The organism is Vibrio floridensis (assembly GCF_021852965.1).
GTDB lineage: Bacteria > Pseudomonadota > Gammaproteobacteria > Enterobacterales > Vibrionaceae > Vibrio > Vibrio floridensis.
The window spans coordinates 37,475-52,891 of the sequence record NZ_JAKGCY010000015.1 but is presented as its reverse complement, the minus strand read 5'-3'; the positions used below and the strand labels follow the sequence as shown (position 1 = coordinate 52,891).

16 protein-coding genes are annotated in these 15,417 nt (G+C 46.6%); 7 read left to right on the top strand and 9 right to left on the bottom strand.

What is annotated here, in order from left to right; genetic code table 11:
- Positions 1–16: 16 nt before the first annotated feature.
- From LZU85_RS17650 to argR, 3 genes are all read right to left on the bottom strand, one after another.
- Positions 17–2,596 carry a TRAP transporter permease gene (locus tag LZU85_RS17650; protein WP_237287984.1) on the bottom strand — a complete coding sequence of 860 codons (2,580 nt, stop codon included), beginning with the start codon at positions 2,594–2,596 and terminating at the stop codon, positions 17–19.
- A gap of 193 nt (positions 2,597–2,789) precedes the next feature.
- A complete protein-coding gene (locus LZU85_RS17645; protein ID WP_176297587.1) occupies positions 2,790–3,758 on the bottom strand; it encodes a TAXI family TRAP transporter solute-binding subunit in 969 nt (322 codons plus the stop codon).
- A gap of 360 nt (positions 3,759–4,118) precedes the next feature.
- Positions 4,119–4,589, bottom strand: coding sequence for a transcriptional regulator ArgR (gene argR, locus LZU85_RS17640; protein ID WP_176297588.1), 471 nt, complete (start codon positions 4,587–4,589; stop codon positions 4,119–4,121).
- A 376-nt stretch (positions 4,590–4,965) separates the two neighbouring features.
- Between argR and mdh the strand changes: the two genes are divergently transcribed.
- Positions 4,966–5,898 (top strand): malate dehydrogenase, encoded by a 933-nt coding sequence (mdh, locus tag LZU85_RS17635; RefSeq protein ID WP_237287983.1) that lies wholly within the window; start codon positions 4,966–4,968, stop codon positions 5,896–5,898.
- Between the two features lie 122 nt (positions 5,899–6,020).
- Here the strand turns inward: mdh and ispB are convergent, their stop codons facing one another.
- Positions 6,021–6,992 carry an octaprenyl diphosphate synthase gene (gene ispB / locus LZU85_RS17630; protein ID WP_176297590.1) on the bottom strand — a complete coding sequence of 324 codons (972 nt, stop codon included), beginning with the start codon at positions 6,990–6,992 and terminating at the stop codon, positions 6,021–6,023.
- 270 nt (positions 6,993–7,262) lie between these two features.
- Between ispB and rplU the strand changes: the two genes are divergently transcribed.
- The 6 genes from rplU (at position 7,263) to folA (ending at position 11,053) form a co-directional block, all read left to right on the top strand.
- Positions 7,263–7,574 carry a 50S ribosomal protein L21 gene (gene rplU, locus LZU85_RS17625; protein ID WP_128811754.1) on the top strand — a complete coding sequence of 104 codons (312 nt, stop codon included), beginning with the start codon at positions 7,263–7,265 and terminating at the stop codon, positions 7,572–7,574.
- 20 nt (positions 7,575–7,594) lie between these two features.
- Positions 7,595–7,852 carry a 50S ribosomal protein L27 gene (gene rpmA / locus LZU85_RS17620; protein WP_176297591.1) on the top strand — a complete coding sequence of 86 codons (258 nt, stop codon included), beginning with the start codon at positions 7,595–7,597 and terminating at the stop codon, positions 7,850–7,852.
- 154 nt (positions 7,853–8,006) lie between these two features.
- Positions 8,007–9,176, top strand: coding sequence for an Obg family GTPase CgtA (gene cgtA, locus LZU85_RS17615; protein ID WP_176297592.1), 1,170 nt, complete (start codon positions 8,007–8,009; stop codon positions 9,174–9,176).
- Between the two features lie 147 nt (positions 9,177–9,323).
- Positions 9,324–10,091 (top strand): threonine/serine exporter family protein, encoded by a 768-nt coding sequence (locus LZU85_RS17610; RefSeq protein ID WP_237287977.1) that lies wholly within the window; start codon positions 9,324–9,326, stop codon positions 10,089–10,091.
- Positions 10,079–10,555, top strand: a complete 477-nt coding sequence (locus tag LZU85_RS17605) for a threonine/serine exporter family protein (protein WP_011149394.1) — start codon at positions 10,079–10,081, stop codon at positions 10,553–10,555. Before LZU85_RS17610 ends, LZU85_RS17605 begins: the two co-directional genes overlap by 13 nt.
- A gap of 9 nt (positions 10,556–10,564) precedes the next feature.
- The gene (gene folA, locus LZU85_RS17600) at positions 10,565–11,053 is read left to right on the top strand and encodes a type 3 dihydrofolate reductase (protein WP_237287976.1); all 489 of its coding nucleotides are present in this window, start codon (positions 10,565–10,567) and stop codon (positions 11,051–11,053) included.
- 20 nt (positions 11,054–11,073) lie between these two features.
- Here folA and apaH read toward each other — a convergent pair whose 3' ends face one another.
- Genes apaH through surA form a run of 5 tightly spaced genes read right to left on the bottom strand, consistent with a single transcriptional unit; the run spans position 11,074 to position 15,407 of the window.
- Positions 11,074–11,883, bottom strand: coding sequence for a bis(5'-nucleosyl)-tetraphosphatase (symmetrical) ApaH (apaH, locus tag LZU85_RS17595; protein ID WP_237287975.1), 810 nt, complete (start codon positions 11,881–11,883; stop codon positions 11,074–11,076).
- Between the two features lie 14 nt (positions 11,884–11,897).
- Complete coding sequence (apaG, locus tag LZU85_RS17590) at positions 11,898–12,278, bottom strand: Co2+/Mg2+ efflux protein ApaG (RefSeq protein WP_176297596.1); 381 nt, start codon at positions 12,276–12,278, stop codon at positions 11,898–11,900.
- A gap of 60 nt (positions 12,279–12,338) precedes the next feature.
- Positions 12,339–13,145, bottom strand: a complete 807-nt coding sequence (rsmA, locus tag LZU85_RS17585) for a 16S rRNA (adenine(1518)-N(6)/adenine(1519)-N(6))-dimethyltransferase RsmA (RefSeq protein WP_237287974.1) — start codon at positions 13,143–13,145, stop codon at positions 12,339–12,341.
- Positions 13,142–14,128: a 4-hydroxythreonine-4-phosphate dehydrogenase PdxA gene (gene pdxA / locus LZU85_RS17580; RefSeq protein WP_237287973.1), complete on the bottom strand. Its 987-nt coding sequence runs from the start codon at positions 14,126–14,128 to the stop codon at positions 13,142–13,144. The genes rsmA and pdxA overlap by 4 nt, the downstream gene beginning before the upstream one ends.
- On the bottom strand, positions 14,121–15,407 hold the full coding sequence (gene surA, locus LZU85_RS17575; RefSeq protein ID WP_237287972.1) for a peptidylprolyl isomerase SurA: 1,287 nt from the start codon (positions 15,405–15,407) through the stop codon (positions 14,121–14,123). The genes pdxA and surA overlap by 8 nt, the downstream gene beginning before the upstream one ends.
- Between the last annotated feature and the right edge of the window lie 10 nt (positions 15,408–15,417).

Here is a 15,417-nt window from a genome sequence, read left to right as displayed (position 1 = left end):
CAGGGCTATGGAACCTTTACGCTTGAATGAGTTGAGACCGAATCCGGCGTTTTTGATTCGCTGCCATCAGAATGAGGATCAGCAAGCAAGGTAAAAACACCCACTCTTTCATTGGTCGCTCAGCTTCTTCCACTACCCATTTGATTTCCCAATCAAAATCGATACCGGATGCTTCTGCCGGGCTATCAAACTCAACCATGTCGACCCGCATTTTGCCGTGGTCTTCTACAAGAGAAAGTCCCATGGACTGAATGCGTTCAAGAGCGGTTTTTGCATTATCATCAAACGGTAAACGAACCGTCTTTTCAGTGAAATCACCTTCAAGGTTGGTTCCCGCTACACGAAGTTCCAGTGATTGTCCTACATCTAGTCTCTCTGTGATTTGCTCTATCTCAATACCTGGTGAAAGAACTTTCGCGGGGTAAATCATGTCCCACCAGAATCCAGGGCGGAAGAACGAAAATGTCAGCACTAGCAGTAGTAAGGTTTCCCACCATTTGTTTTTCGTCAACCACCATCCTTGAGTGGCAGCAGAGAAGATTAACATCGCAATAATGGAAGAGAAGATCGTTAGTGCGAGATGCCACCACGTATCAATGCCCATCAATAGCAGCTGAGTATTGAAAACAAACATGAATGGCAAGATAGCGGTACGAATGTCGTAAGCAAACCCTTGGATACCGGTACGGATCGGGTCGGATTTCGCAATCGCGGCAGCGGCAAATGCGGCTAAACCAACCGGAGGGGTATCATCAGCCAAAATACCAAAATAGAACACAAACAGGTGGACAGCGATGAGTGGGATGATCAAGCCGTGCTGAGCGCCTAGCGTGACGATCACTGGTGCCATCAAAGTCGATACCACAATGTAGTTCGCGGTGGTAGGGAGCCCCATACCGAGGATTAAGCTGATCACTGCGGTGAAGATCAGCATCATGATCACGCTACCGCCGGAAATGAACTCAACAAAATCGGTCATGACCAAGCCAATGCCTGTTAGTGTCACTACGCCAACAACGGTACCAGCTGCGGCAGTTGCTACACCGATGCCAATCATATTACGAGCGCCCGATACTAAGCTCTCTAACAGATCTGTCCAACCAGCCTTGGTTTGCTGCGCAATGTCGTCACTCTTGTTCATCAACGCCATCAAAGGACGTTGAGTGAGAAGAATAAAGATCATAAACACCGTCGCCCAAAAAGCCGAAAGACCAGGAGAAAAGCGCTCTACGGTCAAACACCAAACAAGCACGACGATCGGTAATAGATAGTGGAGCCCGGACTTAATGGTTGGCCCTGGATCGGGTACTTCAGTGAGCTCTGCATCGATTTCCATCCCGCCATCTTTGGCGTGGTTCGCGGAGATTTTCACTAAACCGACATAAGCAGCAAGCAAAGCAAGGCTGACCAATGGCGTTGCGGCATCGCCAAACACATCTTTCGTCCAACCAATACCGTAATAGACCACGGCACTAACCACGCAGAGACCTAAAATGGTGCCTGTAAAGGAGAGCAAGCTCTGTACTACGGTAGGGGTATGACGGCGAGGTAAGCCTGTCATACCCGCTTTGCAGGCTTCTAAGTGAACAATATAAATCAGCGCAATATAAGAAATTAAGGCCGGAAGAATGGCCGCTTTAATGACTTCAACGTAAGAAATACCGACATATTCCACCATCAAAAAGGCGGCGGCTCCCATGATCGGCGGTGTTAATTGTCCATTGGTCGATGCAGCAACCTCGACGGCCCCAGCCTTTGTTCCTGGGAATCCAACTCGTTTCATTAAGGGGATCGTGAAGGTACCTGTGGTGACCACGTTGGCGATGGAAGAACCAGAAACAAGCCCTGATAAACCGGAGGCCACGACGGCCGCTTTTGCTGGACCACCACGCATATGGCCAAGCAATGAGAAGGCCACTTTAATGAAATACGCTCCCGCGCCTGCTCGCTCAAGCATGGCGCCAAAGAGTACAAACAGGAAAACGAATGAGGTGGACACCCCAAGAGCAACGCCAAACACCCCTTCAGTGGTCAACCATAAATGTGACATCGCCTTGTTAATACTTGCTCCTTTATGAGCAATGACATCAGGCATGTAGGGACCAGCAAAGGTATATAGCAGAAACAGTGCGGCAACGAGCATTAGAGGGGGCCCCAATGCTCGGCGAGTGGCTTCAAGCAACAACACCATACCAGTGACGGCTACTACTACATCCACCGTAGTTGGAGCCCCTGAACGGCCAGCAAGCTCGGTATAGAAAATGTAGATGTAGGAAGCCGAGAAACTGCCGAGTAAGGCCAATATCCAATCAAGGGCAGGGATATAGTCTCGAGGTGAGTTCTTCAACGCAGGATAGGCGGTGAAGGCAAGAAAGACAGCAAAGGTTAAATGTACGGCTCGTGCTTGCGTGTCATTCAGAACAGCAAAATCAAAAATAAAAGGTAGCGGTGAAGCGTACCACAGTTGAAACAATGACCAGCAAAGAGGAACAAACCAAAGAATTTGTCCCTGTAACCCCGCTGGGTTACGTGCGCCAGTATCGGCTTGAGCCACCATTTCTTGCACATCTTGTGACGGAGTGGTATTCGTCGTCATGTACGTTTCCTTGTTATTGATGGTCTAATTTATGTGATGCGCCCTTGTGTAAGACAAGAGTGCGCTTTCCGTAACGCTGTCTGGTAATAAGAGTTGCAAACAATGGCATGCCAGACAACAGAAATGTTGAAGTCGGGAGCAGAATTGAATAGCAGACAGGAAGCGCGAGCCTCCTGTCTGTGTCAGTGGATGATTACTTAATCAAGCCCACTTCTTTGTAGTATTTCACTGCACCAGGGTGTAGAGGAATAGAGAGACCCGCACTCACCATGTCTTCTTTCTTAAGATTGGCAAATGCAGGGTGTAGACGTTTAAAGGTATCGAAGTTTTCAAATACCGCTTTCGCCACATTATAGGCAACCTCATCAGAAACGTCAGAGGTCGTTACCAATGTCGCTGCTACACCGAAGCTTTTCACGTCTTTGTCCGTGCCGCGGTACATATCCGCAGGGACTGTGCTATAGGCGTAGTATGGGTTATCTGCAACGATCTTATCGATTTGAGGACCTGTTGCTGAAACCAACTTCGCATCACAAGAGGTGGTGGCTTCTTTAATAGAACCATTCGGGTGACCAACCATGTAGATGAAGGCATCAATCTTGTTGTCACAAAGTGCTTGAGAACGCTCAGAACCTTTTAGCTCTGACGCTAACTTAAAGCTGTCGCTAGTCCAGCCCATAGCATCCATTACAACGCTCATTGTTGCATGGTCACCAGAACCTGGATTACCAATATTCACTCGTTTGCCTTTCAGATCTTCTAGCTTATCGATGCCAGCGTCTGAGCGAGCGATGATGTTGAATGGTTCGGTATGCAGTGAGAACATCGCTCTTAGTTTAGGATATGGGCCTTGCTCTTCAAATTTGCTGGTGCCTTTGTAGCCATGATATTGCCAGTCAGATTGCACGATACCGAAGTCTAACTCACCAGAGCGAATAGTGTTTACGTTGTAGATCGAACCACCAGTGGACTCAACAGAACAGCGAATATTGTGATCTTTACGATCTTTGTTGATCAGTTTACAGATGGCGCCCCCGGTTGGGTAGTAAACACCCGTTACAGAACCTGTACCAATCGTAATAAAATCTTGAGCGTGAACTGCACCTGCGCCGATCACAGCGGCAGCAATTGAACCCACTTTAATTAGTGTCTTAAATGCCATGAATGTTCCTTCCTTTATCCATTATTAACCCAGAAGCATAGCCTGCTATCTTCAGGGGTTTCCTTTTGGAAACGGCACCTTTCTCATTTCTATCGTTTGAGAAAGTGGCAGAATAATAACAAATAATTGGCAGATAATTATACAATTGTTAAATCTTATAGCGAAAAAATCTAAGAAAAGAGACGTTTGTTGGATATTTTTGAGTTGGTGATTAAATAGAACAATGACTTAAAATGACAATAATGCTTTTAGAGGTAATGAGGCGTTATGAGTGATATTGTTGATTTAGGTGCAAATTTAAACCATTTGTTAAAGAATGCGCTCCTTTAGTTTACAGCGGAGCGCATCGCAAGTCGCACTTTAGCCTGCGTACTCGAAGAGCTCACAAACCGACTTAAACAGCTGCTCTGTTGTGATGTTAAGGGTTGGGGTAATGAAAATGGTGTCATCTCCAGCGACGACACCTAAGATACCTTCTGACTTACCGAGGGAATCTAGCATACGGGCAATCAGTTGGGCTGCCCCTGGTCCCGTATGAATGACGACCAATGCTTGGTTATGGTCGACGTCAAGCACGAGTTCACGTAGCGAGCTGCTAACAGTCGGTACACCGAGCTCGGTTGGAAGACAGTAAACCATTTCCATTTTTGCATTACGCGTGCGCACCGCCCCAAACTTAGTGAGCATGCGTGAAACTTTAGATTGGTTGATGTTATCAAAGCCTTCTAATTTCAGAGCTTCGACTATTTCACCTTGAGACCCAAAGCGATCTTCTTTCAATAAAGCTTTGAAAGCGCGAACGAGATTATCTTGTTTTTCAGATGGACGCATGAAGTTCAATTTCCAATTATTCTATGGTTTTGCATATTTTCGCATAGGTATTCACTTAGTGCCAAAGGCTGATTGCATTCTGTTAGTTATATCACTGTAAATTTTAAACAGGTTAGCGTCCTATTAGCCGAGTAAATACGGCAACAGAGGTAAAAATGTTGTTTAATTTCTTCAAGCTTAACTCTTTGTCATACCTGCATTTTATGTGGATAATAGCGCCAAATAATGTGGCACGTGAAGATCGAGTTGCGCAAGGTCGCAAAGCGCGCGTTAATTGATTGTAATCAAGTTGTAATTGCTATAGCTTTCTGTACAGCTGTTTACAAAATACCCTACTAAAAACGTTTATAAGAGATCGCTCTCAAGGAGAACTACAATGAAAGTAGCTGTAATTGGTGCCGCGGGTGGCATCGGTCAAGCCCTAGCTCTTTTACTGAAAAACCGCCTGCCAGCGGGTTCTGATTTAGCCCTATATGATATTGCACCGGTCACTCCTGGTGTTGCTGCTGACCTTAGTCACATCCCAACACCTGTTTCGATCAAAGGTTATGCTGGTGAAGATCCAACGCCGGCACTAGAGGGTGCAGATGTGGTACTTATCTCAGCTGGTGTTGCTCGTAAACCAGGAATGGATCGTGCAGATCTATTCAACGTAAATGCTGGTATCGTCAAAGCGTTAGCGGAAAAAATTGCGGTTGTATGTCCGAACGCTTGTGTTGGTATCATCACTAACCCAGTGAATACCACAGTGCCAATTGCGGCTGAAGTACTGAAAAAAGCGGGTGTTTACGACAAGCGTAAACTGTTTGGTATCACGACTCTCGACGTTATCCGTGCAGAAACCTTCGTTGCAGAGTTGAAAGATCAAGATCCTGGCGAAGTTCGCGTTCCTGTGATTGGCGGCCACTCTGGTGTGACCATTCTGCCTCTTCTTTCTCAAGTCGAAGGCGTGACGTTCACAGATGAAGAAATTGCAGCGTTGACAAAACGTATTCAAAACGCAGGTACTGAAGTGGTTGAGGCGAAAGCAGGTGGCGGAAGCGCAACACTCTCTATGGGCCAAGCCGCTTGTCGTTTCGGTCTTGCGCTCGTGAAAGCGCTTCAGGGTGAAGAAGTGATTGAATACGCGTACGTTGAAGGTAATGGCGAACACGCTAGTTTCTTTGCACAGCCAGTGAAACTTGGCAAAGATGGTGTTGAAGAAGTTCTACCTTACGGCGAGTTAAGTGATTTCGAAAAAGCGGCTCTCGATGGCATGCTAGAAACGCTTAACGGTGACATTCAAATTGGTGTGGACTTCGTAAAGTAAGCCAGCGAATGTGAGTGGTTAGAAAAACAAAGCCGATCGTTGGATCGGCTTTTTGTTTGTGGTTGATAGCATTTTACTTAACAAAAACGAAAGGGAGCCATTGCTCCCTTTCTTCTCGTTGACTATTTGCTGCGTTTTACCGCCATGTGTGCAAGTGTAATTAACGCTTGCTTGTACTCGGACTCAGGCAATACCTTCAATTCTGCAATGGCTTTATCGGCTTCTTCCATCGCTTTTTCTTCAGTGTAGGTCAATGAGCCGGCTTGCTGCATCACCGCCAGAATGTCGTTTAAACGCTCCATTCCGTTGGCGTTTTCGATCGCTTCGCGAATCATTTGAGCGTTGTCTGCACTGGTATGACGCATGGCATGTAATAAAGGCAGTGTGGGCTTGCCTTCTGCGAGGTCATCCCCAACGTTTTTACCCATCTCTTTGCCATCTGATGTGTAATCCATGACATCATCGATCAACTGAAACGCGGTACCGAGATACTTGCCATAATTTTGCAGTGCGGTTTCGACTTCCGCTGGAGCATCATTAAGAATAGCCCCAATTTGTGTTGCGGCTTCAAACAGGCGTGCGGTTTTAGAATAGATCACCTGCATGTAGCTTTCTTCGGTGGTATCAGGATCATTGCAGTTCATCAATTGCATGACTTCACCTTCTGCAATCACGTTTACCGCATCGCTCATGAGCTTCAGGATCTTCATTGATCCTAGTTCAGTCATCATCTGAAAAGAGCGGGTGTAGATGAAATCCCCAACCAAAACACTAGCAGCATTGCCGAATGCGGCATTGGCGGTAGCTTTGCCTCGACGCATGTCTGATTCATCCACGACATCGTCGTGCAACAGCGTCGCAGTATGGATAAACTCAATAAATGCTGCCGCTGTGGTGTGCGCATTGCCCTGATAGCCTAGTGCTTTTGCCGAAATGACGGCAAGGAGAGGGCGAATACGTTTACCGCCACCACTGATGATATAAAAACCAAGTTGATTGATTAAAGAGACATCAGAATTGAGTTGGGCTTGAATTGTTTCGTTCACTTTTGCCATGTCATCGGCAGTAAGCGCTTGGATAGTTTTAAAATCCATCGTATATCCGGCTGAAGTTAGACCCTGCAAGGCTTAATCGATTTGTATAATTGTCGAATAATACACTAAAAAACATTGATTAATACATTACTAAAGGGCATGATTGCCCCACTTTTATTTGGCGATTAGCTTTTCGCCAATTTTTTCAAAATATGGCTTGTCATGGGAAGATCCTTTCTGTAGAATCTGCGCCCTATTGATGATTAGTTTAGCGCACACCCTTATCGCACAAAATGTAGCATAGGCTGTGCGGAAAGAGCGGAGTAAAATATGTACGCTGTTTTCCAATCTGGTGGTAAACAACACCGTGTAAGCGAAGGTCAAACTCTTCGTTTAGAGAAATTAGACGTTGAAACTGGTGCAACTGTTGAATTTGATAAAGTTCTACTTGTTGCTAACGGTGAAGACATCAAAGTTGGTGCTCCTCTAGTAGAGGGCGGTAAAGTAGTTGCTGAAGTTGTACAGCACGGTCGTGGCGATAAAATTAAAATCGTTAAGTTCCGTCGTCGTAAGCACTCTCGTAAGCAACAAGGTCACCGTCAGTGGTTCACGGAAGTGAAGATCACTGGTATTAACGCGTAATCTAATAGGAGAGTTTAACAATGGCACACAAAAAAGCTGGTGGTTCTACTCGTAACGGCCGTGACTCAGAAAGTAAACGTCTGGGTGTTAAACGTTTCGGTGGTGAATCTGTTCTAGCAGGTAACATCATTGTTCGTCAGCGCGGCACTAAGTTCCACGCTGGTAACAACGTTGGCCTAGGTAAAGACCACACTCTATTCGCTCTAACTGACGGTAAAGTTAAGTTCGAAGTGAAAGGTCCTAAAAACCGTAAATTCGTAAGCATCGACGCTGAGTAATTTAGGTTTCTAGCAGAATCGAAAAACCCTGCCGTAATGGTGGGGTTTTTTATTGCAGTCGACATATTCAAAACACCATCTCTTGGTGTCTTCGATCTGTCATCTGCTAAAATGTAGTGATATTGATTTACGGGCGAAATAGCCGGAGTAAGAAATGAAATTCGTTGATGAAGCGGTAATTAAGGTTCAAGCTGGCGACGGCGGAAACGGTGTTGTAAGTTTCTGGCGTGAAAAATTCGTCACCAAAGGTGGCCCAGATGGTGGCGACGGCGGTGACGGTGGTGATGTCTACATCCAAGCCGATGAAAACTTAAATACGCTGATTGACTACCGTTTTCAGCGCTTCTATGAAGCGGAGCGTGGCCAAAATGGTAGCGGTGGCAACTGTACTGGTAAGCGCGGTAAGGATATTACGTTACGCGTGCCTGTTGGTACACGAGCAGTGGATATTCATACTAATGAGATCGTTGCTGAAGTTGCTGAACATGGTAAAAAAGTCATGGTGGCCAAAGGTGGTTGGCATGGCCTCGGTAACACGCGTTTTAAATCCTCGGTTAACCGCGCTCCTCGTCAAAAGACGATGGGCACGAAAGGGGAAATTCGTGAACTTCGCTTAGAGCTTCTGCTACTTGCGGATGTAGGTATGCTTGGTTTGCCAAACGCAGGCAAATCGACCTTTATTCGTGCTGTGTCGGCGGCGAAACCGAAAGTCGCGGATTATCCATTTACTACCTTGATCCCAAGTCTAGGTGTCGTGAGTGTTGTTCCTGAGAAAAGCTTTGTGGTTGCTGATATTCCAGGGTTGATTGAAGGTGCGGCTGATGGTGCAGGTTTGGGAATTCGTTTCCTTAAACACCTAGAGCGTTGTCGTGTACTGTTGCACATGATCGACATCTACCCAATTGATCAATCGGATCCAGTGCAAAATGCGCTGACGATCATCGATGAGCTTGAACAGTACAGTGAAAAATTGGCCAACAAACCTCGTTGGTTAGTCTTTAACAAAGTCGATCTCGTGAGCGAAGAGCAAGCGGATGAGATCATTCAAGAAGTGATCGATGCGTTGGGTTGGGAAGAGCAATACTTCAAGATCTCAGCGGTGAATCGTCAAGGTACGAAAGATCTTTGTTATAAGTTAGCTGACTTCATGGAGCAATTGCCACGTGAAGAACAAGAAATGTCGGAAGCTGAGAAAGTGAACTTCATGTGGGATTACCATCCAGATGCAAATCAGGGTGAAGTGATTACTGAAGACGATGACGACGACTGGGATGATTGGGACGACGAAGAAGATGATGGTCACGTCATCTATGTTCGTGAATAATCGCCTGACGCATATTAAGAGCCGCAATGTGAATTGCGGCTTTTTTGCATCTAAATCATGTTTCAACGATTTCTTTTCGGGCAGAATATTCAGTTTTCAGGAGGTGGGTATGCCTCTTTTTACAGTAAAAGGAATTAGGACGTCGTTATGGCATCAAAACAACGATCGATTTCTCGATTGGTTGCTCAAGCTGGGCAGATGTTGCTAGCCCATGGAGCTGAAAGTACTTTGGTTGGGGATATCATGCGTCGAATCGGCGTTGCTTGTGGCGTTAGCGAAGTCGAAGTGGCTTTGTCTGCTAATGCTTTAGTGGTGACAACGGTGATGAATGGTCATTGCATCACGACGACTCGCAGTTGTGTTGATCGCGGAATCAACATGAAAGCGGTCACTGAAATCCAGCGTATTTGCATCATGATGGAAAAAGGCATTTTAGATGCCAGTATGGCGCAAAAAAAACTCAATGCCATCAGTCCTGAACGTTACAATCGCTGGTTGGTGGTGTTCATGATTGGATTGTCGTGTGCTTCGTTCGCTCGTCTTGCTGGAGGAGATTGGGCTGTATTTGCGATGACTTTCATTGCCTCTGGCTGCGGCATGATCGTTCGTCAAGAAATCGGACATCGTCATTTCAACCCACTTTTGAACTTTGCTGCAACAGCGTTCGTGACCACCCTTATCTCTGCACAAGCGGTCATTCTTGAAATTGGCAACTTGCCGACGGTGGTGATGGCGTCTTCTGTGCTAATGCTGGTTCCTGGTTTCCCATTGATTAACTCGGTTGCAGATATGCTGAAAGGCCATATCAATATGGGGATTGCTCGCTTCGTTATGGCGAGTTTACTGACGTTGGCGACCAGCTTAGGGATTGTCGCGGCGATGAGTGTAACGGGTATTTGGGGATGGTCGAGCTAATGGAATTGCTAGTCGGTTTACTCAACGATATGTTTTTTGCCGCGATTCCTGCGGTTGGGTTTGCATTGGTGTTCAATGTGCCACCGAGAGCGTTAATTTATTGTGCGCTCGGCGGTGCTATTGGTCATGGCAGTCGATATTTGATGATGAAATTTGGCATTCCGATTGAATGGGCGACGTTTTTTGCGGCTACCTTAGTCGGGATGATTGGTGTGTACTGGTCACGGCGTTTGTTAGCGCACCCGAAGGTGTTTACTGTCGCGGCATTGATTCCAATGGTTCCCGGCGTATTCACTTTTAAAGCCATGATCGCAATGGTGGAGATCAATCATCTTGGCTATACCCCAGAGTTGGTGGCGGTTTGTATGGAAAACTTTTTAAAAGCGATGTTCATCATTGCGGGACTGGCGGTTGGCCTTGCCGTCCCCGGACTGTTATTCTACCGCCGCAGACCAATAGTGTAAGGAAGAGAGATGATCATCAGTATGATTGCCGCTATGGCAAAGCAAAGAATCATTGGTAAAGATAACCAGATGCCTTGGCATCTTCCCGCAGATTTTGCTTGGTTCAAACGCTGCACGATGGGGAAACCGGTCGTGATGGGGCGTAAAACGTATGCTTCGATCGGACGTCCGTTGCCAGGGCGATTGAATATTGTGATTAGTCGTGATGAAAGCTTGGTTATTGAGGGGGTCACCATGGCCAGCTCGATTGCGCATGCCTTAGCGTTAGCGGGGGATGTGGATGAAGTGATGATCATCGGTGGCGGTTCAATTTACGCTGAGTGTTTACCAAAAGCTGACAAACTCTATCTGACGTTTATCGATGCCACGATTGATGGTGATACTCAGTTTCCTGATTGGGGGGAGCAATGGTACGAGAGCCATCGCGAACATTATTCTTCTGATGAGAAAAATCGCTACGCGATGGATTTTGTTATTTTAGAAAGAGAGAATTGCTAGTTTGCTAGTTTGCTAGTTTGCTAGTTTGCTAGTGCCTTCTGACTAAATACTTGTTTGTCTTCCCAGCGGATCAGAGTCAGGCTGCCGTCCCAAACGCAGCCTGTATCCAATCCAATCACTTCTTCGCTAATATAACCTTCTAAAGCCGCCCAATGACCAAATAAAACGGGTTTATCAAGTGCTCTACGCTGTGGCAATTTAAACCAAGGCATCAGTTCGCTTTCTTTTACTTCTGATGGTGGCAGTTTGCAATCCATATCCAAACGCCCATCGGTGAAGCAAAAGCGCATGCGTGTAAAGGCATTGATGATGTAACGGTAGCGATCCAAGCCGGAGAGATTGTCCTGCCAGAGATCGGGTTGGTTGCAGTACATATTCTCAATCAGCCAGCGGTAATTTTCGCTGCGCAGCAGGCTTTCTACTTCCTCGGCACACAAACGTGCTGTCGTAAGATCCCATTGAGGCGAGATGCCTGCGTGGCAAACTACAAATTCGGGATGTTCTGCAAGAAGCGGTTGCTGGCGCAGCCAGTGGAGGAGTTCATTACCATCTTCACTTGCAAAAATTGGCGCTGTTTTGTCTTTGGCTTTGTTATTGCGAATCCCCAGAGATACGGCAATGAGATGGAGATCGTGGTTACCCAAAACCACTTTGGCACTGTCGCCGAGTGATTTGATAAATCTCAGTGTTTCTAATGATTTTGGTCCGCGCGCGACCAAATCACCAGCGACCCAGAGTGTATCCTGGTTTTTATCAAACTGGCACTGCGCTAATAGCAGCATCAATTCATCAAAACAGCCTTGGATGTCTCCAACAATATAGTTTGCCAAATTATTGCCTCAAATCAGTTAAGAATGTTGGGAACCGCGAGGCGGAAAGGTTCAATTTCGACGACAAATTCTTTGCTTTGAGCATCGTGCATGATGTATTGACCTTGCATGACACCAACTGGGGTGTCTAATGCGGTGCCGCTGCTGTAAGTGTACTCATCACCAGCATCGATAAACGGTTGTTGGCCGACGACGCCATCGCCTTCGACAGAGATCTGTTTGCCATTGGCATCGGTGATCAACCAGCGTCGACTAAGCAGTTGTACGCTCTCAGAACTGTGGTTTTTAATGGTAATGATGTAAGCGAAGATATAGCGAGCAAGTTCAGGATTGGATTGTTCTTCGACGTATTTGGTGTGAACTTGAATTTGAATACGGGGTTGAGATACGTCCATGCTGACTCCGTGTTTGGAAAAGCAGAGAGTGAGTCTATGCTCACTCTCATACCGATAGATTTATTTATGGTTAGCATCCAGCCAGTTTGCCATCGCCACAAATTGCTGCAGCGTCAGATTCTCTGGACGCATGCCAGGGTTTACCCCGAGTTCATCAAGAACTTGCTCACTCATCAGTGACTTATAACAGTTACGCACGGTTTTGCGGCGTTGGTTAAAGCCTTCGCGGCAGACGCGTTCTAGCCATTGCAGGTTATTTGCTGGGTGAGGTAAGGTCTCGTAAGGAACGAGGCGAACCACCGCTGAGTCGACTTTCGGTGGTGGTACAAAAGCGGTTGGTGGTACTTCCAACACGGGTACCACTTTACAGTAGTATTGTGCCATCACTGTGAGACGACCATAGGCTTTGCTACCCGGACCTGCAGCAAGGCGATTCACCACTTCTTTTTGCAACATAAAGTGCATGTCTTGAATGTCTTTATGAAATTCAAATAGGTGGAACATCAGCGGTGTTGAAATGTTGTAAGGCAGGTTACCAAAAATACGTAACTTATTGTTTGGTTTCACTAATTGAGTGAAATCAAAACGCATCGCATCCCCTTCATGAATCGTCAGTTTGTCTGCCAATTCTGGATGAGTACGAAGGCGCTCCGCCAAATCTCGGTCAAGTTCGATAACGGTGAATTTGTCCACTTCGCGGCCAACTGGTTCGGTAATCGCGCCTAAACCAGGACCGATTTCAACCAGGTTTTGTCCCGGTCTTGGGTTAATGGCCGATACGATGCCATCAATAATGTACGGATCGTTAAGGAAGTTCTGACCAAAGCGTTTACGCGCTTTGTGCCCCATATGGACATCATTTCTCATTGTTTTTTCTCTACCAGTTCTATCGCATGCTGAAGTGCTGTTCGGAAGCTCCCTGTATCCGCTTGGCCAGTCCCGGCTAAATCGAGTGCAGTTCCGTGATCTACCGATGTTCTTATAAAGGGTAGACCAAGAGTAATGTTGACCGACTGACCAAATCCCTTGTATTTCAACACAGGCAAGACTTGGTCGTGATACATTCCTAGAACAGCATCGGCATCGTTTAAATATTTTTCATTGAAAATGGTGTCTGCTGGCAATGGGCCTAGCAGATGGATTCCTTTTTCTTGACGAATTTTTTCCAGCGTCGGCGTGATGGTTTCAATCTCTTCACGACCTAAGCATCCGTCCTCTCCTGCGTGCGGGTTTAATCCACACACGTAAATCTTAGGCTCGGCAATGGCGAATTTTTCTACTAAGTCGCGATGCAAAATATCGATGATCTTCTGCAATCGCTCTGCAGTGACCGCTTTCGACACATACGCCAATGGAATATGTGTCGTGACAAGTGCCACTCTTAAGCCTTCGGTGGCTAACATCATAACCACAAGAGGCGTGTTTGATAGCTCGGCAAAAAACTCGGTATGGCCGCTAAAAGCAACCCCAGCTCGGTTAATCACCCCCTTGTGAACAGGGCCGGTGACAATAGCATCAAATTCGCTTTTCATACAGCCTAAAGCGGCTCTTTCCAGCGTTTTTAATACATAATGACCATTCTCTTCATTGAGCTGCCCTGCCACACAAGTACTCGGCATATCGATATGCTCGACCACTAATGTCCCCGCTTGTTGGGGGGAGGGGGCAGCTGAAGCATCATAATCAAGCAGGGTAACGTTAATCCCCAATTGCTCTGCACGTTGGGTGAGCATGTTTTTATCTGCACACACCACTAACTGGTGTGGCCAATGCTCTTTTGATAAAGCGAGAACAAGATCGGGACCAATGCCAGCGGGTTCTCCAGCTGTCACCACTAAGCGTTTAATCATCGTTTTCTTCCTCGTTGATGATTTCGACAAACGCACCTGCTCGAAGCTCTTGCATCCAAGCGCCGACTTCCTCGTTGAATTTACGATTAAAGAGGATGCGATAGGCCTTATTTTTCATCGCAGAGTCGGTGCGGTCGACTTCACGGCGGTCAAGCACTTCAACAATATGCCAGCCATGCACGGTCTTAAAGGGCTCGCTAATAGTGCCAACGGCCAAGGTTTCAACTTGATGTTTAAACTCCGGCACATACAAATCAGGAGTTTGATAGCCCAACTCACCGTCTTGCGCTGCTGAGCCAGGGTCTTGGCTGTATTGCTGCGCCAATTCACCAAAGGTTGCTTCGCCTGCGCGAATTCGACGGATAAACTCATTCAGTTCGCGCTGAGCACCTTCATCGCTCAAAATGACCGTTGGTTTTAACAGAATATGTCGTGCATTCACTTCTGTGACAGCGACCGTCTCTAAGCCTTTCACGTCTTCGATTTTGAGAATGTGAAAGCCGACACCACTGCGGAATGGGCCAATGATGCTGCCTTTGTTCTGCATTTTAATTTGATCGGCAAAAATGGTTGGCATCTCTTCTTTACGCATCCAACCCCAATCACCACCTTGCAGTGCTTTAGGTCCTTTGGAATAAGTGTATGCCATGGTGCTGAAATCCGCGCCACTATTCAGTTTATCGACCAGTTCTTTTGCTTGTGCTTCCAGTGCTGACTTATCTTGGCCTTCAGTAAATCGCAGCTGGATGTGGCCAATGCGGTACTCAACGCTGGCATTGGTTTCTTTTGCAAGTAGCTCAGCCAGATTATCGACTTCTGCTGGAAGAATGTTAATTCGACGACGAACTAACGCATTGCGTGCTTCGGATGCTGCCATTTCTTTACGGATCTGCTCGCGAAATTCAGCGTAGCTAACACCTTCACTTACGATTGAAGCAGACAGTTCTTCTATGGATTGCTTGTTGTTGCGTGCAATCTCTTCAATCGCTTGATTGAGGCGAGTGTCATCAATTCGTACGCCGATACGATCGGCTTCTTGTGTTTGCAGTGTATCTAGGATCAATTTGTCGACGATTTGTTCGTGCAGCACTTCAGCGTCGGGCAGAGCTTGGCTGCTTTTTTTCGCATTTGCGCGCAAGGTTTTGGTGGCGGTGTTGATGTCACTTTGTAGGATAACGCCATCGTTCACAATCACAGCGACTTTATCGAGCTCAACAGGCGCGGAAATGGCACTGCTTGTGACAAACATGCCAAGTAAAAGGGTTTTCCAAACGTTCATTTTGTAATCC